At 64.7% G+C, this 24775-nt stretch carries 28 protein-coding genes; 16 read left to right on the plus strand and 12 right to left on the minus strand.

Translation table 11 applies throughout. The features are described 5' to 3' along the window. Window positions 1-110 precede the first annotated feature (110 nt). Genes R2C4_RS10140 through R2C4_RS10155 form a run of 4 tightly spaced genes read left to right on the plus strand, consistent with a single transcriptional unit; the run spans window position 111 to window position 2306 of the window. On the plus strand, window positions 111-974 hold the full coding sequence (locus tag R2C4_RS10140; RefSeq protein WP_141890537.1) for an MBL fold metallo-hydrolase: 864 nt from the start codon (window positions 111-113) through the stop codon (window positions 972-974). A gap of 32 nt (window positions 975-1006) precedes the next feature. Next, complete coding sequence (locus R2C4_RS10145; protein WP_141890538.1) at window positions 1007-1435, plus strand: YeeE/YedE family protein; 429 nt, start codon at window positions 1007-1009, stop codon at window positions 1433-1435. Beyond that, window positions 1435-1869 (plus strand): DUF6691 family protein, encoded by a 435-nt coding sequence (locus R2C4_RS10150; protein ID WP_208764533.1) that lies wholly within the window; start codon window positions 1435-1437, stop codon window positions 1867-1869. The genes R2C4_RS10145 and R2C4_RS10150 overlap by 1 nt, the downstream gene beginning before the upstream one ends. 11 nt (window positions 1870-1880) lie before the next feature. Continuing rightward, on the plus strand, window positions 1881-2306 hold the full coding sequence (locus tag R2C4_RS10155; RefSeq protein ID WP_141890539.1) for a protein tyrosine phosphatase family protein: 426 nt from the start codon (window positions 1881-1883) through the stop codon (window positions 2304-2306). A gap of 321 nt (window positions 2307-2627) precedes the next feature. On the opposite strand, the gene R2C4_RS10160 is transcribed toward R2C4_RS10155, so the two are convergent. The 5 genes from R2C4_RS10160 to R2C4_RS10180 form a co-directional block, all read right to left on the minus strand. Then, window positions 2628-3905 carry a FliM/FliN family flagellar motor switch protein gene (locus R2C4_RS10160; RefSeq protein ID WP_141890540.1) on the minus strand — a complete coding sequence of 426 codons (1278 nt, stop codon included), beginning with the start codon at window positions 3903-3905 and terminating at the stop codon, window positions 2628-2630. Between the two features lie 84 nt (window positions 3906-3989). After that, window positions 3990-6668, minus strand: a complete 2679-nt coding sequence (locus tag R2C4_RS10165) for an ATP-binding protein (RefSeq protein ID WP_141890541.1) — start codon at window positions 6666-6668, stop codon at window positions 3990-3992. Continuing rightward, complete coding sequence (locus R2C4_RS10170) at window positions 6668-7012, minus strand: hypothetical protein (protein WP_058287184.1); 345 nt, start codon at window positions 7010-7012, stop codon at window positions 6668-6670. Before R2C4_RS10170 ends, R2C4_RS10165 begins: the two co-directional genes overlap by 1 nt. Further along, complete coding sequence (locus tag R2C4_RS10175; protein WP_058287295.1) at window positions 7009-7389, minus strand: response regulator transcription factor; 381 nt, start codon at window positions 7387-7389, stop codon at window positions 7009-7011. The genes R2C4_RS10170 and R2C4_RS10175 overlap by 4 nt, the downstream gene beginning before the upstream one ends. A 92-nt stretch (window positions 7390-7481) precedes the next feature. Beyond that, window positions 7482-8780: a helix-turn-helix domain-containing protein gene (locus tag R2C4_RS10180; RefSeq protein WP_141890542.1), complete on the minus strand. Its 1299-nt coding sequence runs from the start codon at window positions 8778-8780 to the stop codon at window positions 7482-7484. Window positions 8781-9011: 231 nt separating this feature from the next. Here R2C4_RS10180 and R2C4_RS10185 point away from each other — a divergent pair, with 231 nt between their 5' ends. From R2C4_RS10185 to R2C4_RS10220, 8 genes are all read left to right on the plus strand, one after another. Further along, the gene (locus tag R2C4_RS10185; RefSeq protein WP_141890543.1) at window positions 9012-10358 is read left to right on the plus strand and encodes a substrate-binding protein; all 1347 of its coding nucleotides are present in this window, start codon (window positions 9012-9014) and stop codon (window positions 10356-10358) included. Window positions 10359-10487: 129 nt separating this feature from the next. Further along, window positions 10488-11510 (plus strand): branched-chain amino acid ABC transporter permease, encoded by a 1023-nt coding sequence (locus R2C4_RS10190; protein ID WP_141890544.1) that lies wholly within the window; start codon window positions 10488-10490, stop codon window positions 11508-11510. A gap of 3 nt (window positions 11511-11513) precedes the next feature. Further along, on the plus strand, window positions 11514-12719 hold the full coding sequence (locus R2C4_RS10195; protein ID WP_141890545.1) for a branched-chain amino acid ABC transporter permease: 1206 nt from the start codon (window positions 11514-11516) through the stop codon (window positions 12717-12719). A 12-nt stretch (window positions 12720-12731) separates the two neighbouring features. Continuing rightward, the gene (locus tag R2C4_RS10200) at window positions 12732-13487 is read left to right on the plus strand and encodes an ABC transporter ATP-binding protein (protein ID WP_141890546.1); all 756 of its coding nucleotides are present in this window, start codon (window positions 12732-12734) and stop codon (window positions 13485-13487) included. 12 nt (window positions 13488-13499) lie between these two features. Then, window positions 13500-14255: an ABC transporter ATP-binding protein gene (locus tag R2C4_RS10205; protein WP_141890547.1), complete on the plus strand. Its 756-nt coding sequence runs from the start codon at window positions 13500-13502 to the stop codon at window positions 14253-14255. Between the two features lie 279 nt (window positions 14256-14534). Then, on the plus strand, window positions 14535-14786 hold the full coding sequence (locus R2C4_RS10210; RefSeq protein ID WP_141890548.1) for a PepSY domain-containing protein: 252 nt from the start codon (window positions 14535-14537) through the stop codon (window positions 14784-14786). A 61-nt stretch (window positions 14787-14847) separates the two neighbouring features. After that, window positions 14848-15387, plus strand: coding sequence for a cytochrome b/b6 domain-containing protein (locus R2C4_RS10215; protein WP_141890549.1), 540 nt, complete (start codon window positions 14848-14850; stop codon window positions 15385-15387). Beyond that, a complete protein-coding gene (locus R2C4_RS10220; RefSeq protein WP_141890550.1) occupies window positions 15387-15935 on the plus strand; it encodes a helix-turn-helix transcriptional regulator in 549 nt (182 codons plus the stop codon). The genes R2C4_RS10215 and R2C4_RS10220 overlap by 1 nt, the downstream gene beginning before the upstream one ends. A 10-nt stretch (window positions 15936-15945) precedes the next feature. On the opposite strand, the gene R2C4_RS10225 is transcribed toward R2C4_RS10220, so the two are convergent. After that, the gene (locus tag R2C4_RS10225) at window positions 15946-17442 is read right to left on the minus strand and encodes a class I adenylate-forming enzyme family protein (protein WP_141890551.1); all 1497 of its coding nucleotides are present in this window, start codon (window positions 17440-17442) and stop codon (window positions 15946-15948) included. 95 nt (window positions 17443-17537) lie between these two features. On the opposite strand from R2C4_RS10225, the gene R2C4_RS10230 reads away from it, so the two are divergent. The 4 genes from R2C4_RS10230 (at window position 17538) to aat (ending at window position 20814) form a co-directional block, all read left to right on the plus strand. Continuing rightward, window positions 17538-18074, plus strand: a complete 537-nt coding sequence (locus R2C4_RS10230; RefSeq protein WP_058287195.1) for a PAS and helix-turn-helix domain-containing protein — start codon at window positions 17538-17540, stop codon at window positions 18072-18074. A 179-nt stretch (window positions 18075-18253) separates the two neighbouring features. Beyond that, a complete protein-coding gene (gene accB / locus R2C4_RS10235) occupies window positions 18254-18748 on the plus strand; it encodes an acetyl-CoA carboxylase biotin carboxyl carrier protein (protein ID WP_141890552.1) in 495 nt (164 codons plus the stop codon). Window positions 18749-18757: 9 nt separating this feature from the next. Continuing rightward, window positions 18758-20107 carry an acetyl-CoA carboxylase biotin carboxylase subunit gene (accC, locus tag R2C4_RS10240; protein WP_141890553.1) on the plus strand — a complete coding sequence of 450 codons (1350 nt, stop codon included), beginning with the start codon at window positions 18758-18760 and terminating at the stop codon, window positions 20105-20107. Between the two features lie 74 nt (window positions 20108-20181). After that, window positions 20182-20814 (plus strand): leucyl/phenylalanyl-tRNA--protein transferase, encoded by a 633-nt coding sequence (gene aat, locus R2C4_RS10245; protein WP_141890554.1) that lies wholly within the window; start codon window positions 20182-20184, stop codon window positions 20812-20814. Here the strand turns inward: aat and R2C4_RS10250 are convergent. The 6 genes from R2C4_RS10250 to R2C4_RS10275 form a co-directional block, all read right to left on the minus strand. Next, window positions 20778-21155, minus strand: coding sequence for a DUF2155 domain-containing protein (locus R2C4_RS10250; protein WP_058287199.1), 378 nt, complete (start codon window positions 21153-21155; stop codon window positions 20778-20780). The two genes, aat and R2C4_RS10250, sit on opposite strands and share 37 nt — an antisense overlap. Beyond that, window positions 21152-21604 carry an outer membrane lipid asymmetry maintenance protein MlaD gene (gene mlaD / locus R2C4_RS10255; protein ID WP_058287200.1) on the minus strand — a complete coding sequence of 151 codons (453 nt, stop codon included), beginning with the start codon at window positions 21602-21604 and terminating at the stop codon, window positions 21152-21154. The genes R2C4_RS10250 and mlaD overlap by 4 nt, the downstream gene beginning before the upstream one ends. A 23-nt stretch (window positions 21605-21627) precedes the next feature. Beyond that, a complete protein-coding gene (locus R2C4_RS10260; protein ID WP_058287201.1) occupies window positions 21628-22014 on the minus strand; it encodes an NADH:ubiquinone oxidoreductase subunit NDUFA12 in 387 nt (128 codons plus the stop codon). 139 nt (window positions 22015-22153) lie between these two features. Then, window positions 22154-22519, minus strand: coding sequence for a RidA family protein (locus R2C4_RS10265; protein WP_058287202.1), 366 nt, complete (start codon window positions 22517-22519; stop codon window positions 22154-22156). A 142-nt stretch (window positions 22520-22661) separates the two neighbouring features. Next, on the minus strand, window positions 22662-23930 hold the full coding sequence (gene clpX, locus R2C4_RS10270; RefSeq protein ID WP_058287203.1) for an ATP-dependent Clp protease ATP-binding subunit ClpX: 1269 nt from the start codon (window positions 23928-23930) through the stop codon (window positions 22662-22664). 149 nt (window positions 23931-24079) lie between these two features. Beyond that, window positions 24080-24712 carry an ATP-dependent Clp protease proteolytic subunit gene (locus R2C4_RS10275; protein WP_141890555.1) on the minus strand — a complete coding sequence of 211 codons (633 nt, stop codon included), beginning with the start codon at window positions 24710-24712 and terminating at the stop codon, window positions 24080-24082. Window positions 24713-24775 lie beyond the last annotated feature (63 nt).

Below are 24775 nucleotides of genomic sequence, written 5' to 3' on the forward strand. Positions count from 1 at the left end.
CAGACAGCTGCGATGATTTTTTGCCAAAGCCTGCGGTAAGGGCCGCCGGCTCTCTTGAAACATATTCTTAAATTGATATATGATTTCCGAGCATCCAGGGAGACTGACAGATGACCCCCGCCGTCAAAGCCTTTTTCGACGAAGCCACCAACACCGTGTCCTACGTGGTGCGCGAGCCCGAGGGCACAGCCTGCGCCATCATCGACTCGGTCCTGGACTTTGATCACGCCGCCGGACGCACCAGCACCGCCTCTGCCGACGCCATCATCGCCTGGGTCAAGGCCGAGGGCCTGCGGGTGGAGTGGATCCTGGAGAGCCATGTCCATGCCGACCACCTGTCCGCCGCCCCCTATCTGCAGGAACAGCTGGGCGGCAAGATCGGCATTGGCGACCGGATCACCGTGGTCCAGGACACCTTCGGCAAGATTTTCAACGAAGGCACCGAATTCCAGCGCGACGGCAGCCAGTTCGACCAGCTGTTCCGCGAAGGCGACAGCTTCATGATCGGCCAGCTGCGCGGCGAGGTGCTGCACACGCCCGGCCACACGCCCGCCTGCCTGACCTACGTGATCGGCGATGCGGCCTTTGTCGGCGACACGCTGTTCATGCCCGATTTCGGCACCGCCCGCTGCGATTTCCCGGGCGGCTCCTCTGCCGATCTGTACAACTCGATCCAGAAGATCCTGGCGCTGCCGGACGAGACCCGCATCTTTGTCGGCCACGACTACAAGGCGCCGGGCCGCGACGATTACGCCTGGGAGACGACTGTCGGCGAGCAGAAGGCGCTGAACGTGCATGTGGGTGAAGGCCGCAGCATCGAGGAATTCGTCCAGATGCGCGACGCCCGCGACGCGACGCTGGGGATGCCGCGGCTGATCCTGCCGTCGCTGCAAGTGAATATGCGCGCAGGCCAGATGCCGGAGCCGGATGAGCAGGGCGATGTGTTCCTGAAGATCCCGGTGAACAAGATCTGACCGGACGCACGGGAAAGGACCAGGGAAAGACAATGCAAGCAGACTGGATTTGGGGACTGGGCGGCGGCCTGCTGATCGGGCTAGGCGGCGCGGTTTACCTGCTCGGCAACGGCCGGATCATGGGGGCCAGCGGCATCCTGGGCGGGCTTCTGGATGGCAGCGGCCGCAACACCGCGGCTGAGCGGATCGCCTTCATCGCCGGGGTGATTGGCATGCCGCTGCTGATCGGGCTGCTGACGGGCGGCACGCCCGATACCCATGTCACCAGCAATGCGGCGGTTCTGGTGCTTGCCGGGCTGCTGGTGGGGGTCGGCACCCGCGTTGCCAACGGCTGCACGTCCGGCCACGGGGTTTGCGGCATTTCCCGCCTGTCCTTGCGCGGGATTGCGGCGACCGCCGTCTTCATGCTGGCGGGCATTCTGACGCTGGCGGTGCTGCGCCAGCTGCTGGGGGTGATCTGATGCTGCGGATGTTTCTGGCACTGGCCGCAGGCAGCCTGTTCGGGGCCGGCCTGATGTTTTCGGGGATGACTGACACCGCCAAGGTACAGGGGTTCTTGGATATCTTTGGCAACTGGGACCCTACCCTGGCCTTCGTGATGGGCGGCGCGCTGCTGCCGATGGCGCTGGCTTGGCGGCTGACGGAAGGGCGCAAGCCGGCCGCCGGCGGCAGCTTTCCTTCGCCGCCCTCGGCCGAGCTGGACCGGCGGCTTTTTCTTGGGTCGGTGCTGTTCGGCATCGGCTGGGGGCTGGTGGGCCTGTGCCCCGGCCCGGCGATGGCCTCGCTCAGCTACAACAGCTGGCAAGGCGCGCTGTTCCTGGCGGCGATGGCCTGCGGCATGATAGCCGCCCCGGCGGTCAGCCGGCATCTGGACCGTGGCGCCGCAAGCGCGTAAGGAGTCGGCCCATGGATGCACGTGTAATCACCCCCCGCTATTCGGTCTCGCCGCAGATCTCGGCTGAGGACCTGCCCGCCATTGCCGCCGCCGGCTATAAGACGGTGATCTGCAACCGCCCGGACGAGGAAGTGCCGCCCAGCCATCAGGCGGACGCGATCCGCGACGCAGCTGAAGCAGCCGGCCTGCGGTTTGAGGTTCTGCCCCTGACCCACCAGACCATGACGCCGGAAAACGTGGCGCTTCAGCGCGAGCTCTATGAAAGCAGCGACGGCCCGGTGCTGGCCTATTGCGCCTCCGGCACGCGCAGCTCAGTGGTCTGGGCGCTGGGTCAGGCCAGCGAATTGAGCGCGGATGATATTCTGCAAAAGACCGCTGCGGCGGGCTATCAGCTGGACGGGCTGCGCCCGGCGCTGGACTCGCTGGCAAACCGCTGAAGCAAAGCCTGCTTGGGGTTGCGGCCTGCACCCCCAAGCGGCGGCTTCCGGATTGAAGCCTGCGCCCTCTCCAACAGCCAGATCTGACTTGATTGCAATCGGCCGTCTCTGCCGGTGCCCGCGGCCGGCTGAGTACGCACCGGAAGCACAGGCAGCGGGCATAGCACCGCACGCTTGCTGGTGGCTTACCTTCTTACAGACCGTTGAATGCGCGCCGGAAATGGGACAGCAGAGCGCGCGAATAGCCTGAAGCCAAAGCCGGGAGTGCCGTGCTTCACCTACGCCAATCAAGAGTCAGCTTCAGTTGTTCTCTGTCAGGGCTCAGTCCAGCCCGGCCAGCTGCGAGATTTCCACCGCATCGGCGGCCTCGAAATCGCCGAGGTCGGCGGCGGGAAAGTCGGGCAGATCCGGCAGATCGGGAAGATCCGGCAGCCCGCCGTCCAGGCCATCCAGACCCAGCCCGCCATCACCGTCGAGGTCGGACAAGTCCAGGCCATCCAGCCCGGCGTCCATGCCGCCCATTCCACCCATGGCACCGCCATCCAGCGCCGGTGCGGCCTCCAGCGCGGGCAGGCCGCCGTCATCCATCGGGTCTTGCAGACCCTGGTCGGCAATGCCCATGCCAAGGGCCGGCGGCGCGTCTGGCAGCGCATCCAGGCCGCCCCCGTCGGAAAAGCCCATGTCGCCGCCGCCGTCGCCCGCCAGCTTGGAGCCGGACCGGTTCAGCCGGACCGCGCGGGACCCGTTCATCTGGCCCAGCCGCCCCTGCGCCACCGGTTTGCCGCCAATGGTCAGCAAGTCGGTTTCATACAGGAACGCCTGATCCAGCGGCAGCGTGTCGCCGATCTTGAGGTCCGTGAAGTCGCGCAGCGGAACCCGCATCTTGCACAGGACCGCGGTCAGCTCTGCGCGGATCGAATCGAGGTTGCGGCCCAGCGACGGACCCTGGGCGGCGGCGCCCTGGCTCTCCTGCAGCTCCTCCGCAGTGGGTTCCGGCAGGATCAGTTTCATCACGCCCTGCATGGCGCCGCAGGCCAGATCCAGGTTCAGCTCGATCACCCGGTAATCGTCAGCCTCCATCCCCAGCACCAGGCTGCGCACGTTTTCGACCTGGGCGCCAAAGCGGTAGCCGGAAAAGATGGCCTGATCCGCCTGGCCCTCCAGCATCGACACAACCTTGGCAAAGGAGCGTTCCAGGAACTCCGCGGTCATTGCAGCGTCGGTGGGGGTGTACAGCCGTTCGTTCGGCGCCTTGCCGATCACCGCGCCGATGGTCTGCTGCTGAATCAGCGCCGTCACCGTGGCCGCGTCCATGCTGGCCGCACCGACCCGCCCGTTCGGGCAATCCAGCACCACAAGCAGGTCTTTGTCGGACAGGTTCCGGGCCAAATCCTCGGAAATGCGGTTGCACTGGCGGGCCGCCAGCACCGCCAGCGGCAGTTCGCACAGATCGGCCGCCGCGCGCGCGAGGGAACGGCGCAACGCCTTCAGCGTCAGGGAGCTGTTGATCGCCCCTGCGCCTTCCTTGGTTGCTGCCAGCTTGCGTGCAAGCACACTTTGCTTACCGCTGCCCGCCTGTGCTGCTTCTGTCTCAGACATAGGCTGTTTAACCTGCCCCATACGCGTCCCGTTTCCCCGTTTTTACCCGAAAGGAGGTTAACAACTCCTATACCTCACAGCGGGTTACGCCGCCTTTTCGCCCGCAGCGGGTAGGGAAACCCGGAAAGCGCCGCCGCTGTGGCCCGGCAGGTAGCAGATATCGCCGCCAAGCCGCTGCATGACCTCGCGGCAGATCGCCAGACCGAGCCCGGCACCGCCCGCGCGCTCAGGGCTGACGCGGGAGAATTTTTCGAAAATCATCTGCCGGAAATCCGCGGGCACGCCGCTGCCGTTATCCGTGAAATCAATATGCAGGCGGCCGCCGGCGGCGTTGGCGGAGATGGTCAGCTCCGGCTTCTCCGCGTCGCAGTATTTCTGGGCATTGGCGATCAGGTTGATGAACACCTGCGCCAGCCGGTCAAGATCCGAGGAGATGCGGAAAGTCTCCGTCTCCGGGCTGCGGATCACCTTCAGCGGCCGGTCCGACCCCGCCAGCGCCGCCGCGACTGCATGGTCCAGCACTTCCGGCAGGGTGCCCGCCGTCATGTTGAGGCTCACCTGGCCGTTTTCCAGCACGCTCAGGTCCAGAAGGTCGTTGAGCAGCCGGGTCAGCCGCAGCGTCTCGTCATGGATGATACCGGCATAGTGGCGCTGCTCCTTGGGGTTGAGCTGGCCGTCGTCGCGCAGGATTTCCGAGAACGCCCGGATTGAGGTCATTGGCGTGCGCAGCTCATGGCTTACCTGGCTAAGAAACGCATCCTTCTGCTCAGAGAGCTGGGTCAGCTTTTCGTTTGTTTCCCGCAGCTTGCGCGCCGTTGCCGAGAGCTCTGCCGATTGCGCCTCAAGACGGCTGGAGTATTCCAGCATCTGCGCCGTCTCATCCGCCACCGCCAAAAGATCCTGCACAGAGACCGACGAGCCGCCGACAATCTGGCCGATCATCGCATGCGCCGCCGCCGCCCCGATGGAGGCGCTGAGCTCGCGCTCCAGCCGCTCCAGGAAGGCCGGCGTTGGCTCCGGCAAGGGCCCGCGGCCGCCCTGGCGCAGCCGCTCGCGCTGGAAGAACGCCTGCGCCTCCGGCGCGCCAAGGATCCGCTGTGACATGATCATCAGGTCTTCGGATTGCGCCACAGAGCCGGTCCAGCCGCGCGGACCCGCGGAATGGTCGAAGACATTGACGAATTGCGCCCCCTGCAGCCGCTCCAGCGGGCTCGGGAAGCTCACCAGCGACACCAGGCAGAACGCCAGGGCATTGAGGCTCATCGACCACATCACCGCATGGACCGTCGGGTCCAGCCCCTCGATCCCGAACAGCGCCTCTGGCCGCAGCCAGGCCAGGCCAAACAGGCCCTCGCGCAGGATATGCTCCGGCAGCAGCCCGCCGCCCAGTGCCGGCAGCAGCATGGTGTAAAGCCAGATGGCAAAGCCCACGGTAAGCCCGGCCAGGGCGCCGGAGCGGGTGGCGCCGCGCCAGAACAGCCCGCCGACCAGAGCGGGCAGGATCTGCGCCACCCCGGCAAAGGAGATCAGTCCGATGGCCGCCAGCGCGGCGGCGCCGCCCGAGAGGTGATAATAGAAATACCCCAGCGCCATGATCACCGCGATCGACACCCGGCGGGAAAACAGCACCACATCGCGCACATCGCCCGAGACCGAGGCCTGGCGGCTTTGCAGCCGCAGCCAGACCGGCATCACGATATGGTTCGACACCATCGTCGACAGCGCCATGGCCGCCACGATCACCATCGAGGTCGCGGAGGAGAAGCCGCCCAGGAATGACAGCACCGCCAGCCCCTGCTGCCCCTGCTGCAGCGGCACCGTCAGAACGAACATGTCCGGGTTGGCGCCCGCGGGCAGCAGCTCCAGCCCGACCACGGCAATCGGCACCACGAACATCGAGATCAGCAGCAGGTAGAGCGGAAACGCCCAGGAGGCGATGCGCAGGTGGCGCTCGTCCTCATTTTCCACCACCATCACTTGGAACATCCTAGGCAGGCAGACAAAGGCGGCCGCGGCCAGGAAGGTGATGGTGGCCCAGCGGCTGCCATCGACGTTCCAGTGGCCGATCTGCGAGGCATCAATGCGCTGCAGCGTCGCGCTGACGCCGCCCGCCACGCCCCAGACCACAAATACCCCGACCGCCAGCAGCGCCGCCAGCTTGACGATGGCCTCCAGCGCAATGGCCGTCACCACCCCGTGGTGGCGCTCGTTGGCGTTGAGGTTGCGGGTGCCGAACAGGATTGCAAACACCGCCAGCCCGGCGGCCACCCAGAACACGGTCGAAGTTTCATTGTAGCCGCGCAAGGGGTCGGCCTCGGCAAAGATGGCAAAGGACAGGGTGACCGACTGCAGCTGCAGCGAGATATAGGGGGTAACGCCAATCACCGCGAGGATGGTCACCCCGGTGGCCAGCAGGTTCGACTTGCCATAGCGCGAAGAGATCAGGTCGGCGATGGAGGTGATCCGCTGGCTGCGCCCGATCCGCACCAGCTTACGCAGGCCCCACCACCAGCCGATCATCACCAGCGACGGGCCAAGGTAGATGGTCACGAACTCCAGCCCCGAGCGTGCCGCATAGCCGACCGCGCCGTAAAAGGTCCAGGCGGTGCAGTAGACCGACAGCGACAGCGTGTAGATCAGCGGCGAGCGCATCCAGGCGGCACTGCGGCCGCGGGCGGCCATCCGGTCGGCCCAGAAGGCGATGAAGAACAGGAAGGCCACATAGGCAAGGCAGACAAAGGCCAGCACGTTCAGGGAGGCCATCAGGCGTCCTCCGGGCCGGCGGGGCCGTCCCCGGGAAGCTCTGCCCCGTCCGGCCCGCCGCCGGTCCAGTGATCAGCCCACCGCTGCACTGTCAGGCTGAAGGCGAAACAGGCGCCGATCAGACCGATCCAGACCGCGAACACATAGATGATGGCCGAAGACATGCTGACCCCGCCGCGCGCGGCCGGATGGGTCGAGGCCTCAGGCCAGAGCAGCGGCAGCGCCAGCAGCAGCACCCCCAGCACCGGCAGCAGCCGGGCGATGTCCATCAGGCGGCGGCGGCGGTAGGTCTGGCGTTCCGCGCGGGTGCCCGTTTGCTCTCTGGGGCTGCCGTCCCGGGTCATCCCTGCCCGGCCTGGGCGTGCAGGTCCCGCACTGCGGTCAGCACCTCGGCGTTGGAAAAGGGTTTGGTCATGAACCGGGTGACGCCGGCCTTTTCCGCCATCTCGCGGTCGCGCATTTGGCCGCGGGCGGTCAGCATCAGCACCGGCAGCGCCTGCATCCCCCCCTCGGCGCGCAGCTCGCGCACGATCTCCAGCCCGCTTTTGCCCGGCAGCATCAGATCCAGAATCACCAGGTCGGGATTGGCATCCCGGATCACCTCCACCGCAGTGGCGCCATCGGTGTGCGCATCAACGCTCCACCCGTCCCGGGTCAGCAGAAACCGGATAGCCTCGGTGATATTCGGCTCATCTTCGATCAGTACAACATGCCTGCCCATCAGCAGAAATTCCTCCCGGCGCCCCCTGCCGGACAAGCCGGTGCGGGCACGCATTCCTTTTGGCGCAGGTTAGCCCCGCCGCCATGTTGCTGTCAAAACTCTTCCTTCAGGATCGACGGCTCGCGCCGGGCCGGACAGCCGCGGCGCGGGCAGATCCGGCAGCTGGCGCCGACCGGCTGCGGGTCTTGCGCGTCCTGCCCGCCGGGCAGGATCAGCATCACTGCCCGGTACAGCGGATCAGCCCCGAAATCCGGCATCTCCAGCGGCCAGGCCACCGCCAAGCAGTCAAAGGCCGCCGCGTTGCGCCCCTGCTGCACCACGTTGCGCCGCACCGGAACCTGGGGGCGCACCAGCGCGGTGTAGAGCGGCCACAACGGACAGGATGCCCCGAACCTCGGCATGGCAAAGCCGGTCACCGGCTTGCGGAACAAAAGCGTGCCGGAGGCGTCGCAGATCACCAGCCCGGCTTCGCGGCCCAGCACCTCTTCCGGCAGCGCAGCCAGACGGCGCAGCACCACTGGCAGGCCGCAGCCGAACTGCCGCGCCAGCGCCACCGGATCCAGCCCGCCAGAGCGGATCCCGCGCGCCAGCGTCGGCAGCGGCATGGCGCGGGCGTCCGCCTGATACTGCTCCAGCGCCGCGCGGGCCAGGCTGCGGGACGCTTCGCTCACCAGCTCCGGCGCGTGCTGCACCAGCTCCTGCGGCACGGCAGTGCCCTCCTCCAGCGCCGGGAAATGGAAGCCGCTCGCCTGCAGGAAGGCCTCGGCCTCCTCCTGCGGCATGCCGCGGCGGTCCTCGCCGGTGTCGCCCTCATCCAGAAAGCTGACCAGCGCCCGGCTGCTTTCGGACAGGCGCAGCGAATCCTGGTTGAGGTTCTTGTGGAAACGGTCGCGCCACTCCGGTTCCAGCTCGCCGGTTTCCGCCAGGATCGACGCGGTGGAGCGGATCGCGGCGGCGGTCGACAGCACCTCATGCACCGAGGCCGCCAGGTTGGGGTCATGGGTCAGCCGGTCCGACAGCGTCTCGACCGTGCGCTCCAGCGTCGCGATGCGGCGGTGGCCGGAGGCCAGCACCTCGGCCCAGCCCGGAAACCGGCCGGCGAACTCGTCCACCCGGTCCAGCTCCGCCACCGGCACGCCGCTGTCGGCCGCCGCCTCCCGCAGGGTGGAGATCAGCGCCGCCTCCGCCCCCTCGCTCAGCATCGAAGGCTCCACCCCCAGAACCCCGGCAATGCCGACCAGCAGCTTGCCGCCGATTCTGCGCCGGTTGTGCTCGATCAGGTTGAGATAAGAGGCTGAAATCCCGGCCTCCCGCGCCAATTCAGCCTGCCGCAACCCCAGGATGAGCCTGCGTTCGCGGATCCGGCTGCCGGTCAAGGTGTCGCGTGCCATGCGGACAGGCCTCCCAAAACACTTCCAATTCAAGGGCTTTCTGCAACGCAATATAACTTTGTTTACAGTATGCCACGGAATATTGTTCATTTATTTACAGAATTTTCAAGCTGCAAAAGGGTTTTATTGCTTGGGTTTACATGACGCTCCCATACTGATTTTGCACTTATCGTGCTGGTACCGCGCAGAAGTGAGGAGCTGCAAGGCACCAATCATATTAGGGAGGAATACATGTCTAAATTTGACGTTTCGCGCCGTGGTGTCTTGAAGACCGGCGCAATGGCAGGCGCTGGCGTGGCGCTGCCGACCATCTTCACCGCCTCATCCGCCGCGGCCTTCACCAATGAGCCGACCGGCAGCACCGTCACCCTGGGCTTCAACGTGCCGCAGACCGGACCCTACGCCGACGAAGGCGCCGACGAGCTGCGCGCCTATGAGCTGGCGGTCGAGCATCTGAACGGCGGCGGCGACGGCGGCATGATGAACACCTTCAGCTCCAAGGCGCTGCAGGGCAACGGCATCCTGGGCAAGAAGGTCGAATACGTCACCGGCGACACCCAGACCAAATCCGACGCCGCCCGCGCCTCTGCCAAGTCGATGATCGAAAAAGACGGCGCGGTGATGATCACCGGCGGCTCCTCCTCCGGCGTGGCCATCGCGGTGCAGGGTCTCTGCCAGGAGGCAGGCGTGATCTTCATGGCCGGTCTCACCCACTCCAACGACACCACCGGCAAGGACAAGAAGGCCAACGGCTTCCGCCACTTCTTCAACGGCTACATGTCGGGCGCGGCGCTGGCACCGGTGCTCAAGAACCTCTATGGCACCGACCGCACCGCCTATCACCTGACCGCCGACTACACCTGGGGCTGGACCCAGGAAGAGTCGATCGCCGCCGCCACCGAAGCCCTGGGCTGGCAGACCGTGAACAAGGTCCGCACCCCGCTGGCGGCCACCGATTTCTCCTCCTACATCGCGCCGGTTCTGAACTCGGGCGCTGACGTTCTTGTGCTGAACCACTACGGCGGCAACATGGTGAACTCGCTGACCAACGCGGTGCAGTTCGGCCTGCGCGACAAGGTGGTGAACGGCAAGAACTTCGAAATCGTCGTGCCGCTCTACTCCCGCCTGATGGCCAAGGGTGCTGGCGAGAACGTGAAGGGCATCCACGGCTCCACCAACTGGCACTGGACGCTGCAGGATGAAGGCTCCAAGGCCTTCGTGAAATCCTTCGGCACCAAATACGGCTTCCCGCCGAGCCAGGCCGCGCACACCTGCTATGTGCAGACCCTGCTCTATGCGGATGCCGTGGAACGGGCCGGCAGCTTCAACCCCTGCGCCGTTGTCGAAGCGCTGGAAGGGTTCGAGTTCGATGGCATGGGCAACGGCCCGACCCTCTACCGCGCCGAAGACCATCAGTGCTTCAAGGACGTCCTGGTGGTGCGCGGCAAGGAGAACCCGACCTCGGAGTTCGACCTGCTGGAAGTGGTCGAGGTCACCCCGCGGGCACAGGTGGAATACGCCCCCGATCACCCGATGTTCGCTGGCGGCAACCTGGGCGCCTGCAACCCGGGCGCATAAGCCAGCCACAGGGCGCCGGAATTATTTAAAGTTCCGGGCCGGAGTCCGCACCGGACTCCGGCTGCCCCAACCGGCCCGTCCGCTCCCCCGCCGGACGGGCCATTCCGAACCTCACGCACGGTGGGACCCATGGACGCCATTCTCCTGCAAATCCTGAACGGGCTCGACAAGGGCTCGGCCTATGCGCTGATCGCGCTGGGATTGACACTTATCTTCGGCACGCTGGGCGTGGTGAACTTTGCCCATGGGGCCCTGTTCATGATCGGCGCCTTCTGCGCCGTGACCCTGCAACGCATTCTGAACCTCAGCTATGAGGTGGTCGACGAGACACAGACCGACTTCCTCGGCAACCCGCTCAAGGTGAAAACCCCCTATGTGGAGGCCTGGTTCGGCCCCGAGTTCGGCGGCGCCCTCATCGACTGGGCAGTGCCGCTGGCGATCCTCTTTGCGATCCCGATCATGATCGGCGTCGGCTATGTGATGGAGCGCGGGCTGATCAAGCATTTCTACAAACGCCCCCACGCGGACCAGATCCTGGTGACCTTCGGCCTCGCCATCGTGCTGCAGGAAGTGGTCAAGTACTTCTACGGCGCCAATCCGATCCAGACCCCGGCGCCGGACGCGCTGAACGGCGTGGTGAACCTTGGCGCCGTGATCGGCATGGACATCATCTATCCGGTCTGGCGCGTGGTCTATTTCTTCTTTGCGGTGCTGATCATCGGCGGCATCTTCAGTTTCCTGCAGTTCACCACCTTCGGCATGGTGGTGCGGGCCGGCATGGCCGACCGCGAGACCGTGGGCCTGCTGGGCATCAACATCGACCGCCGCTTCACCATCATGTTCGGTATCGCCGCCGCCGTCGCGGGCCTTGCGGGCGTTATGTACACGCCGATCAACTCCCCCAACTACCACATGGGCATGGACTTCCTGGTCCTCAGCTTCGTGGTGGTGGTTGTCGGCGGCATGGGCTCCCTGCCCGGCGCGGTGCTGGCGGGCTTCTTGCTGGGTGTTCTGGAAAGCTTTGCCTCGATGAACGAGATCAAATCGCTGATCCCCGGCATCGACCAGATCATCATCTATGTGGTCGCAATCATCATTCTGCTGACCCGCCCGCGGGGCCTGATGGGCCGCAAAGGCGTGATGGAGGACTAAGACATGTTCGGACTGGACAAAAGAGACACTTCCCTGCTGATCATCGTCGCCATCCTGACGCTGTTTGCCCCCTTCATCCTGAACCCCTTCCCGTCCGGCAGCGCCATGGCGCAGTTCAATGCGGGCTATCCGGACCTGATGCAGCGCTTCGTGATCTTCGGGATCTTCGCCATCGGCTTCAACATCCTGTTTGGCCTCACCGGCTACCTGTCCTTCGGCCACGCGGCCTTTCTGGGGGTCGGCTCCTACTCCGCGGTCTGGATGTTCAAGCTCATCGGCATGAACGTGATCCCGGCGATTGTGCTGTCGGTGATCGTCGCGGGCCTGTTTGCGCTGCTCATCGGCTTTATCAGCCTGCGCCGCTCCGGCATCTACTTCTCGATCCTGACGCTCGCCTTTGCGCAGATGTCATTCAACCTCGCCTATTCGGTGCTGACGCCGGTCACCAACGGCGAGACCGGGCTGCAGCTGACGCTGGAAGACCCCCGCATCCTGGGCGTCTCCGCCACCGCGGACGGCTCGATCCCCGTGACCAACCTGTTCGGGCTGGAGATGCGCTCCACTTTCGAACTCGCCGTCGGCCCCTGGGCGTTCCAGTTCAACGCGGGCTATTACCTCTGCGCGCTGATCCTGCTGGCCGCCTTCTACCTGGCGATCCGCATCTTCCGCTCGCCCTTCGGCATGATGCTGCGGGCGGTGAAGTCGAACCAGCAGCGGATGAACTACACCGGCCTCAACACCCGGCCCTACACCCTGGCGGCCTTTGTGATCTCCGGCATGTACGCGGGCCTGGCAGGCGGGCTGATGGCCTCGATGGACCCGCTGGCGGGCGCCGAGCGGATGCAGTGGACCGCCTCCGGCGAGGTGGTTCTGATGACCATCCTCGGCGGTGCCGGCACGCTGATCGGCCCGGTTCTGGGCGCGGGCTTCATCAAGTACTTCGAGAACATCTTCTCCAAGATCAACGACAACGTGCTGCACAGCTGGTTCAGCTTCCTGCCCGACGGGATGGAGGACGCGGTGGTGTTCCTGATCCACCCCTTCATCGGCAAGGGCTGGCACCTGACGCTGGGCATCCTGTTCATGCTGGTGGTGATCTTCCTGCCCGGCGGCCTGGTCGAAGGCGGCCAGCGGATCAAGGGCTGGCTCAGCGGCCGCAAGGCCAAGGATGGCAGCAAGGCTGCCGGCGAAACCAACCCCGCGGAATAAGGAGACAGAGCCATGGGTATCCTTGAAGTCAAAGACGTGGGGAAACGGTTCGGCGGCCTGCAAGCGCTGTCCAACGTGAACCTCAGCGTGAAGGAAAACTCGGTCCACGCGATTATCGGGCCGAACGGTGCAGGCAAGTCCACCCTGCTGAACTGCCTAGTGGGCAAGCTGATCCCCGACACCGGGTCCGTCATGTTCGACGGCCAGTCGGTGCTGGGCCGCGCGCCCTATGAGATCAACCAGATGGGCATCAGCCGCGTGTTCCAGACGCCGGAAATCTTCGGCGACCTGACGGTGCTGGAAAACATGATGATCCCCTGTTTTGCCAAACGGGACGGCGCGTTCGAGCTGAACGCCTTGTCGTCGGTTTTGCGGCAGAAGGACATTCTGCAAAAGGCAGAGCACATGCTGGAAGAGATGAACATGTCGGACAAGCGGCACATGCACGCCGCCGCCATGTCCCGCGGCGACAAGCGGCGGCTGGAGATCGGCATGTGCCTGAGCCAAGAGCCGCGCCTGCTGCTGCTGGATGAGCCCACCGCCGGCATGGCCCGCGCCGATACCAACAACACCATCGACCTGCTGAAACAGATCTCGGACGAGCGCGACATCACCATCGCCATCATCGAACACGATATGCATGTGGTTTTCAGCCTCGCCAACCGGATCACCGTGCTGGCCCAGGGCACCCCGCTGGTCGAGGACGATCCGCAAAACATCCGCGGCAACCCAAAGGTGCGCGAAGCGTACCTGGGCGAGAGCGCGTAAAGGAGAAACACCATGAACGTGAAACCCGATTTCTCCAAGAACGCCAATATGGCCACCACCGCGCCGGCCTTTCTGTCGGTCTGGGACGTCCATGCCTATTACGGCGAGAGCTACATCGTGCAGGGCATCAGCTTTAACGTCCACGAGGGCGAGATTCTGGCACTGCTGGGCCGCAATGGTGCCGGCAAAACCTCCACTTTGCGCTCGATCGCGCGTACCGGCTCGCCTTTGGTCACACGAGGCGAGATCTGGCTGGACCACAAGCCGCTGCACAAGATGGAATCTTATGAGGCCGCTGCCGTGGGTCTGGGCCTGGTGCCCGAAGACCGCCGCATCATCCCCGGCCTGACGGTGGAGGAAAACCTGCAGCTGGCACAGATTGCCCCGCCCGTCGGCTGGTCTCTGGAGCGCCTTTATGACCTGTTCCCGCGCCTTGGCGAACGCCGCAAGCAGGAGGGCGTGACCCTTTCCGGCGGCGAGCAGCAGATGCTGGCGATTGCCCGCGCGCTGGCCCGCGACATCAAGGTGCTTCTGCTGGACGAACCTTACGAAGGCCTCGCCCCGGTGATCGTGGACGAGATTGAAAAGACCCTCATCCACATCAAGGAACAGGGCATGACAACCATCATTGTCGAGCAGAACGCAGTCCGCGCCCTGGAACTGGCAGACCGTGCAGTGATCCTCGATACGGGCGGCATTGTCTTTGATGGCACCGCCGCCGAGGTTCTGGAAAACGAGGAGCTGCGCGCCGAATACCTGGCGATCTGAGGCGCGCTGCAAAATTCATCTCCGTCTTGCCGGCCGCCCGCGTGCCGGCAGTGGCAGACTGAGGCCGGCTCTGTTCAAGGGCTGGCCTCTTTTCCGGCAACCGCCGCGCCTGCCCTGCAAACATCAGTCTTTGCCGCAATAAACCCGGGTTATACAGCCCCGGTTTCTGCGCCGTTCCAACCTGGCGCCTATTTCCCTTTGCTGCTCCCGCCCCGACGTCTCTGACACGGACCGCGCCATTCCGGTGCGGCGCCGGCCAGGACACCGAAAGGACACCCGATGCGCCATTCACTGAAACTCCTCGCCCTTGTTCTCACCCTGCCTGCGGCAGCGGCCTTTGCCTCTGACAGCGCCCCCAGCGCCGACACCCAGGCCAAGATCCGCGATCTGCTGACAGGCCAGGGCTACGAGGTGCGCAAGATCGAAGCCGAAGACGGCCAGTTTGAGGCCTACGCCGTGAAGGACGGCAAGAAGTACGAGGTCTACCTGAACGGCAAGCTTGAGGTGGTGAAGGTCAAGGAAGACGACTGACCGGCTCAGGGCATCATCTGCCGGGCGCCATACGGCGCCCGGCCACGGTAGGAGGGCTGACATGCACCGCACATACGTCTGGGACCCTGTAGTCCGGCTGTTCCACTGGTCGCTGGCGGCGGGCTTTGCCGCCAACGCGCTGGTCACCGATCCGGAGGGCAATCTTCATGAATACATCGGCTATGCCGTTGCCGCGCTCATCGGCATCCGGGTGATCTGGGGCCTTATCGGCAGCCGCCACGCGCGGTTTTCCAGCTTTCCGCCCGATGCAGGCGCCGCGGCCGGGCAGCTGAGCGATATCGCCACAGGCCGGATCCGGCGGCATCCCGGCCACTCTCCACTGGGCGCGCTGATGATCTACAATCTGCTGCTGACGATCACCGGCATCGCCCTTACCGGCTATCTGATGACCACAAACATGTTCTGGGGCATCGAATGGCCGGAAGCGCTGCATGAGGCGCTGGTCTCCTGGGCGGAGATTTCCATTGTGCTGCATGTGGCGGCGGTGCTGTTTGAAAGCCGCCGGACCAAAGTCAATCTGGCGCGCGCGATGGTCACTGGCTACAAGGAGGGCACGGAAACCAGCAGAGAGAGCCCCTGATGCGCCACGCCCCGAACGGCCCTGCCCAGCCTTGGGTCCTGATCGCCGTCATCGCCGTGCAAGCCATTTGCGCGGCGGTGTTTCTCGGAGATGTGATTGCGGACCTCAGCGGTTTGGAGGCCGGAGAGGCGGAAGCCGGGGAACGCGGCCACACCTATATCGAAGGGCTTGCCGCGCTGGCGCTGACTGCGGCCATCGTTATTGAAACCCGCATTCTGATGTGGCTGCTGCGCCGCAAGGCGCATCTGGAGGAAAGCCTGAGCGCCGCCCAGGCCGCGGTGCAGGACGTGATCAACACGGAGTTTGCCGCCTGGGGTCTGACACCTGCCGAACTGGATGTGGCAACCTTTCTGGTCAAGGGCCTCAGCACGGCCGAAATCGCCGCCATGCGCGGCAGTGCCGAAGGCACCGTCAAGGCGCAGCTGAATGCGATCTACCGTAAATCCGGCACCGCCAGCCGGGCTGAACTGATGAGCCTCCTGATCGACACGATGATGGGACAGCGCCAGCCCGACCGCAGCGAAGGCTCCGCCGCCCGCCCGGCCTGAGCTGGCGCCATCAGACCATCTTCCGCAGCTCGGTCTTCAGCACCTTGCCGTAGTTGTTCTTGGGCAGCGCATCGATGCGCAAATAGGCCTTCGGCCGTTTGAACCGGGCAATCCGGCTGTTGCACAGATCGTCCAGTTCCGCATCCGGCGCATCCCCCACGACAAAGGCCACCACCTCCTCGCCCCAATCCGCATGCGGGCGGCCCACCACCGACACCTCGCGCACCTGCGGATGCAGCAGCAGCACCTCCTCCACCTCGCGCGGGTAAACATTGGAGCCGCCGGTGATGATCATATCCTTGGAGCGGTCCTGCAGCGTCAGATAGCCGTCCGCGTCCAGCACCCCCATGTCGCCGGTCATCAGCCAGCCGTTGAGCAAGGTCTTGGACGTCGCTTCGGGATTGTCCCAATAGCCCGGCATCACCGCATCGCCGCGCACCATGATCTCGCCGTGCTGGCCTGCGGGCAAAAACACGCCTTCCGGCGTGCCGATCCGCACCTCCACCACGCTTTGCGCCCTGCCGACGCTGGCCAGCCGCTCGCGCCAGCGCGGATGCGCGCGGTCCTGCACGTCGCGGCGCGGCAGCGCGGTGATCGCCATCGGGCATTCGCCCTGACCGTAAACCTGCACGAAGACCGGGCCGAAATGCTCAACCGCCTCGATGATATCGGCGGCATACATCGGCCCGCCTGCATAGACGACCGTGCGCAGCCCGTCCCCCTTGAAGCCCAGCCGCTTGGCCTCAGCCGTCATTCTTGTGACCATGGTCGGCGCGGCAAACATGTGGACCCGCCCGAAATGCGCGGCAAGGCCGAAGATCTCTGCCTCATCGAAACCGCCGGAGGCCGGGCAGACGTGGCGCGCGCCCGCCAGCACGTGCTGAATCGCGTAGATGCCCGCGCCATGGCTCATCGGCGCGGCATAGAGCGCGTGGTCGGCGGCGCTCACCTGATCCACGTCGGCGAAATAGGCGATGGCCATGGTCATCAGCATCCGGTGGGTGATCATCACCCCCTTGGGCCGCCCGGTGGTGCCGGAGGTGTAAAACAGCCACGCCAGATCCCCGGGCGCGCGGCAGGCAGGCCCCGCTACCGGCTCCGCCTGAAGCGCCGCCGCATAATCCGCACCGGTGATATCCACGCAGCGCACCGCGGCCCCGGTGTCTGCAACCGCCTCTGTCAGCCCAGGCGAGGTGAACAGCAGGCCGGTGCCGGAATTTTGCAGGATGTACTCCGCCTCCTTGCCGTGCAGCTTGGCATTGATGGGAACTGCCGCCGCGCCGGCATACCAGATAGCATAAAGCGCGATCAGGTAATCCGGGCAGTTGTTCATGAAGATGCCAACCCGGTCGCCCGGTGAAATCCCCTGCGCCAGCAGCCAGCCCGCCACCGAGGCCGCCCGCGCATGAAACCCGGCGTAATCCGCCACCGGATCCCGCCCCAGATACAATGCAGGCCGCGCGCCCTCTGCCGCCGCTGTCCGCTGCAGCCACACCGCTATGTTCATTCGTTTGCCCTCTCCCGCTTGCCCCGCAGCGCGCAACGTGGCACGCAGCGGCTGCCCCCTTCAATTCCGCAAAAATACCGGGGTAAAAGTACCATATGAACGATCTTGCCTTTGACCATGCCCCCGTGGGCCTCGCCGTCCTGGAACGCCGCGTCATCACGCGGTGCAACCTGCAATTCGCGGCGACCTTTGGCGGCGCGCCTGGTGACTATACCGGCATGCTGGTGGCCGAACTGTACCCCAGCCAGGAGGATTTCAACCGCATCGGCGCCCTTCTGCAGCAGCCAGAGGCGCAGCGCGGCAGCTACAGCGACGAACGCATCATGCGCCGCCGGGCGGGCGGATTGTTCTGGTGCCGGGTGCGCGGCCGGTCGGTGACGCCTGAGGCGCCGTTTCAGACCGGCATCTGGTCCTTTGCGGACATTTCCGACGACCGCCCTGTGGTCTCCCTCACCCCGCGCGAGCGCGAAGTGGCGATCCTCACCTGCAAGGGGCTGTCGGCCAAGGAGATCGGCAAGCAGCTGGACCTGTCCTACCGCACGGTCGAAAGCCACCGGGCGCATCTGCTGCAAAAGTTCGGCGCCCGCAAACTGCCGGAACTGGTGGCCAAGCTGACGGGAATGCCGCTGTGACCCGGCAACTGGAGTCTGAATGCGGCAGGCAATTGCAAATTTATCAATTCATCTCCATGTTACAGCAAGCATCGACAGCGCTTTCCTTGCGGTAATCCTTGCCCTATAAGCGCGCTAATTTCCTGCCTGCCGGGCCTTCCGGGCCCGGGCGGGCATGTCGGAACCGGCTTGAGGACAATATGACAAACAAATCTCACGAAGCGGATGTGGCATTCATCAAGGCGCTGGCGGAGCTGCTGCGCGAAAACGATCTGACCGAGCTGCAGGTCAAACGGGAATACGGCGATGACGACAGCCTGAACGTGCGCGTCTCCCGCCAGACCGCGATGGCCGCGGCGCCGATGCAGGTTCAGGTGCCTGCCGCCCCGGCGGCGGCTGCAGCCGCCGCCGCACCTGCCGCTGCCGCCCCCGCAGCCGCAAACGACGATCCGGCCAGCCACCCCGGTGCCGTGACCTCGCCGATGGTCGGCACCGTGTACCTGCAGCCCGAGCCGGGCTCGCCGTCTTTCATTTCCGTGGGCGCACAGGTCAGCGAAGGCGACACCCTGCTGATCGTCGAAGCCATGAAGACCATGAACCACATTCCGGCGCCGAAATCCGGCACCGTGAAGCGCATCCTGGTCGAAGACGGCGCCGCCGTTGAATTCGGATCGCCCCTGGTCATCATCGAATAAGGATCTGCCATGTTTGACAAGATCCTGATTGCCAACCGCGGCGAGATCGCCCTGCGCGTGATCCGTGCCTGCCGGGAAATGGGCATCAAATCGGTTGCGGTGCACTCCACCGCCGACTCCGACGCGATGCACGTGCGCATGGCCGATGAATCGGTCTGCATCGGGCCGCCCTCCGGCGCCCAAAGCTACCTGTCGATTCCGGCCATCATTTCCGCTTGCGAGATCACCGGCGCCCAGGCGATTCACCCGGGCTACGGCTTCCTGTCGGAAAACGCCAATTTCGTGCAGATCATCGAGGACCACGGGCTGACCTTCATTGGCCCCTCGGCCGAACACATCCGCATCATGGGTGACAAGATCACCGCCAAGGAAACCGCCAAAAACCTCGGCATTCCGGTTGTTCCGGGCTCCGAAGGCGGCGTGCCCGACATTGCCGCTGCCAAAAAGGCGGCGAAGGACATGGGCTACCCGGTGATCATCAAGGCGACCGCCGGCGGCGGCGGCCGCGGCATGAAGGTGGCCAAGGACGAGAAAGAACTGGTCTCGGCCTTCTCCACCGCCCGGTCCGAGGCCAAGGCCGCCTTCGGCAATGACGAAGTTTACATGGAGAAATACCTCCAGAAGCCGCGTCACATCGAAGTGCAGGTCTTTGGCGACGGCAAGGGCACCGGCATTCACCTGGCTGAGCGCGACTGCTCGCTGCAGCGCCGCCACCAGAAGGTGTTCGAGGAGGCCCCCGGCCCCTGCATCACCCCGGAAGAGCGTGCCCGCATCGGCAAGATCTGTGCCGACGCGATCGGCAAGATGGGCTATTCCGGCGCCGGCACCGTGGAATTTCTCTATGAAGACGGCGAGTTCTACTTCATCGAGATGAACACCCGCTTGCAGGTGGAGCATCCGGTGACCGAAGCCATCTTTGGCGTCGACCTTGTGCGCGAACAGATCCGGGTGGCCGAAGGCCTGCCGATGTCGTTCACGCAGGACGATCTGGAGATCAACGGCCACGCCATCGAGGTCCGGATCAACGCCGAAAAGCTGCCGAACTTCTCGCCCTGCCCGGGCAAGATCACCGCGTTCCACGCCCCCGGCGGCCTGGGTGTGCGGATGGATTCAGCGCTCTATGACGGCTACTCGATCCCGCCCTACTATGACTCGCTGATCGGCAAGCTGATCGTGCACGGCCGCGACCGGACCGAGGCGCTTGCCCGCCTGCACCGCGCCCTGGGCGAGCTGATCATCGACGGCATCGACACCACCGTGCCGCTGTTCCATGCGCTGCTGGAGGAGCAGGACATCCACACCGGCGAATACGGCATCCACTGGCTGGAACGCTGGCTGGAAAAAAACACACCGGCCTAAAACCCGCGGGGCGCGCCATCCGGCTGCGCCCCGTTTTACTTTTCCCTGCCTTTGCCCTTTATACTGGCGGCACCATGAGCCTGACTGCCGATCTCCTGCTGCACGCCTATTCCGCCGGTGTTTTCCCGATGGCCGAACACCGCGACGACCCGGAAGTGTTCTGGGTCGACCCCAAACGGCGCGGGATCCTGCCGCTGGACGGCTTCCGTATCTCCCGCTCCCTGGCCAAGCGCATCCGCAACGGCGGCTTTGAGATCACCGTGAACCGCGACTTTGCCGGCGTGGTGGAGGGCTGCGCCGACCGGGCGGAAACCTGGATCAGCGCCGAAATCCGCGACCGCTACTTGGAACTGCACGCGATGGGCAACGCCCATTCGCTGGAGGTCTGGCATCAGGGCATTCTGGCCGGAGGCACTTATGGGGTGTCACTGGGCGGCGCATTTTTCGGCGAAAGCATGTTCTCCCGCCGCCGCGACGCCTCCAAGGTGGCGCTGGCCTATCTGGTTGACCGGCTGGTGCAGGCTGGCTTCATCTTGTGCGACACCCAGTTTCTGACCCCGCACCTGGCTTCCCTCGGCGGCATTGAGGTCAGCCGCGCCCGCTACCGGGCGCTGCTGCGCGACGCCTTGTCAAATGAGGCCGATTTCAACCGCCCCGCCGTGCCCGCGCCTCAGCTGCTGCTGCAGCGGATGACCCAGACATCATAACGGCTGTGGTCCAGCGGGTTCAGCGCCGGGCTGGACGCGATCATCCAGCCCTCGAACTGCACCGCATTGTCAGCGGGATTGCGCACGGTGAGAAAGGCGTAGGCATCCCCGGTCGGGTTCTCCGCCGGATAGCGGCAGTCCGACACGGTGACCAGCAGCCCGAACATCTCCCCACTGCCGCCGACCGCGATCTCGGCATCCATGCTGTGGCCGTTGACTTTGTCCAGCGCCCGCAGCACCGCCGCAGTGCCCTGTGCCGCACCGCTCTGCGCCACCTGCTCCTGCCCCCAGGCAGGCAGGGCCAGCAGGCCTGCGGCCAGGGCAGCGGCCAGCCGCTTCACGAGTCTTCCCCGCCGCCTGCCACGAATTTCACCAGCAGCGAAATCAGGCTGACCGCGCCTTGGGTATCCTCGATCTCATCCCCCGGCTCGAAAGCGAAGGCAGAGCCGCCCGGCATGATTTCCACGAAATTGCCGCCCAGCAGCCCCTCGGAAGAAATCACCACCGCGCTGTCATCGGGGATATCGATCCCTTGCTTTACCGAAAACCGGGTGTCGGCGCGGAAGGTTTCCGGGTTCAGGTCAACACCGGTCACGGTGCCGATCTTGACGCCCGCAAGCCGCACATCGGTGCCGACGCTGACGCCCTCAAGGGACCGGAAAGACGCGCTCAGATCATAGGTAGCGCCGGCCCGCGACAGGCCCGCAGCCTGCCCGGCATAGACGGCAAACGCGACCGCGGCGGCCAGCACGACGCCACCGGCCAAAACTTCAGTAGGATTTTGTGACATGAAACCAGCCTTCTGGCAGATGTTTATTCGGGCACCCAGGCCTCATAGTCGCGGCGCTCCTTGGGCTCGCCGCCGGCGCGGATCGAGCCCGCAGGCGCATAGGCCATCATGGTGCCGGTCAGGTTTTCCTGGTGCGGCTTTTCCCAGGGCTTATGCTTCAGCGGCTTCTCGCTCGGCACCTCGTCAAAGGTCCGGTGCAGCCAGCCGTGCCAGTCCGGGCTGACGCGGGAGGCTTCCACTTCGCCGTTGAACATCACCCAGCGCTTGCTGTCATCGGCATTGCGGTAAAAGACATTGCCCTGATCATCCTCACCCACCTTGATGCCCTTGCGGGCGGTGAAGATCCGGGTGTTCAGGGTGGAACCGTTCCACCAGGTCACAGCGCGCAGAAGAGTGTTCAGGATTCCCATGGATGCCTCCGGAGTTTTCCGATCTTGATATGGCCCAATTTCCCGCCAAGGTCCAGTGGCTTGCGCCGTCGCTTGGGGCCTGCCGGCGGGAACGGACAGTTTTGCCTCAGCCCCGCGTGCGTGCGGGGCATCCGCCGGCTCAGCTGTCCGCCGGTGCCAGCGCGGTTACCTCGATCTCGATGCGGTACTTCGGATCAATCAAATTGCATTCGATCATCGTCGCCGCCGGCGGGCTGGCGCCAAAGGTTTCGGCCAGAACCGGCCAGCAAGGCTCAAACTCCGCTGCATCCGGCAGGTAGTAGTTGACCCGCACCGCATCGGCGAAGCTTGCCCCCGCCTTCTCCAGCGCCGCGCCGATGGTGTCCAGCGCCGACCGGCACTGCGCCACCACATCGTCGCCCTGGCCAACCGTTCCGGCCACATGCACGAACCCGCCCGCAACCACGGCGCGGCAATAGCCGATCTTGGCCTCGAACTCACCGCCGGAGGAAATCCGTTTGATCATCGCCTTTCACCTTCTTCTGGCTGAAAATATCCCAGGGGAGCAGCGGCCTGCCGCTGCGGGGGCAGCGCCCCCTCTGCCGAGCCGCCCCCAAAAGACAAACGGCGCGGAAAAAACCGCGCCGTCTGATTTAAGTCATTTCCGTTTACCCGGCCGTTGCGGGTTCTTTCTCGGCATCCGCGTGGATCATCAGCGGCTGCGCGTCCGAGGTCACCGCCTCTTCGTTCACGACCACCTTGGTCACGCTGTCCATGCCCGGCAGGTCGAACATGGTATCCAGCAGGATGTCCTCCATGATCGAGCGCAGGCCGCGGGCGCCGGTCTTGCGTTCGATCGCCTTGCGGGCAATCGCCTTCAGCGCTTCTTCGGTGAAGTCCAGTTCGGTGTCTTCCAGCTCGAACAGGCGCTGGTACTGTTTGACCAGGGCGTTCTTCGGCTCGGTCAGGATGGTGACCAGCGCCTCCTCGTCCAGGTCCTCCAGCGTTGCCAGAACCGGCAGACGGCCGACAAATTCCGGGATCAGGCCGAATTTCAGCAGGTCTTCCGGCTCCAGATCCTGGAAGATTTCACCGACGCCGCGCTCATCGTTGTCGCGCACATCAGCGCCAAAGCCCATCGCCGAGCCCTTCCCGCGCGCCGCGATGATCTTGTCGAGGCCGGCAAAGGCGCCGCCGCAGATGAACAGGATATTGGTGGTGTCCACCTGCAGGAATTCCTGCTGGGGATGCTTGCGCCCGCCCTGCGGCGGAACCGAGGCCACGGTGCCTTCCATCAGCTTCAGCAGCGCCTGCTGCACGCCCTCGCCCGACACGTCGCGGGTGATCGAGGGGTTTTCCGACTTGCGGGTGATCTTGTCGACCTCGTCGATATAGACGATGCCGCGCTGTGCGCGCTCGACGTTGTATTCCGACGACTGCAGCAGTTTCAGGATGATGTTCTCGACATCTTCGCCCACGTAACCGGCCTCGGTGAGCGTGGTGGCATCCGCCATGGTGAACGGCACATCCAGAATCCGCGCCAGCGTCTGCGCCAGCAGCGTTTTGCCGCAGCCGGTGGGGCCGATCAGCAGGATGTTGGATTTTGCCAGTTCGATGTCCGAGCCAGCCTTCTGGGCGTGGTTCAGACGCTTGTAGTGGTTGTGCACCGCAACCGACAGCACCCGCTTGGCGGTGGCCTGACCGATCACATAGTCATCCAGCACCTGGCAGATGTCCTTGGGTGTCGGCACCCCGTCGGTCGCCTTCAGCCCGGAGGCCTTGGTCTCTTCCCGGATGATGTCCATGCACAGTTCGACGCATTCATCGCAAATGAATACGGTGGGGCCGGCGATCAGCTTGCGCACTTCATGCTGGCTCTTGCCGCAGAAGCTGCAATAGAGGGTGTTTTTGCTGTCGCCGCCTGAATTCGTCGCCATGGTCTACCTTTCAGTCCGCCCGGTCCGATGCGCCCGCGCTGCGGGGCAAGTCAACTTTCTGCCAGCTTAAGCCACTGCTTAGGCCGCCACAATGTGAAAGTGCGCCCCAAGTTAATCGCAGGGCGCACCGCTGGTCACAAGCGCAGGCCTCAGGCCTGCTCGTCATCGCCTTTGGCTCTGTTTTCAACGATTTCGTCGATCAGGCCGAACTCCTTCGCCTCTTCCGGCGCCATGAAGTTGTCGCGCTCCAGCGCGTTCACGACTGTGTCGTAGTCCTGGCCGGTGTGCTTGACGTAGATCTCGTTCAGGCGCTTCTTCAGCTTCAGGGTCTCTTCGGCGTGGATCATGATATCGGTCGCCTGCCCCTGGAAGCCGCCGGAGGGCTGGTGCACCATCACGCGGCTGTTGGGCAGCGAGAAGCGCATGCCTTTTTCCCCAGCCGTCAGCAGCAATGACCCCATCGACGCCGCCTGGCCGATCACCAGGGTGGACACCTTGGGCTTGATGTACTGCATGGTGTCATAGATCGACAGGCCGGAGGTCACCACCCCGCCGGGCGAGTTGATGTACATGGAAATTTCCTTGGACGGGTTTTCCGCTTCAAGGTGCAGCAGCTGCGCCACGATCAGCGAGCTCATCCCGTCATGCACCGGACCGTTCACAAAGATGATCCGTTCCTTCAGCAGGCGGGAAAAGATGTCATAGGCCCGCTCGCCCCGGCTGGTCTGCTCAACCACCATCGGGACCAGGGTGTTCATGTATGTTTCTCTGGAATCAATCATTTCGACCTGCCTGCGTTGTTTATGTCCGGCACCATACCCGACAGTGTGTTACCCGAGTCTTAG

It is taken from the genome of Leisingera aquaemixtae (genome assembly GCF_006740765.1).
GTDB classification, from domain to species: Bacteria; Pseudomonadota; Alphaproteobacteria; order Rhodobacterales; family Rhodobacteraceae; genus Leisingera; species Leisingera aquaemixtae.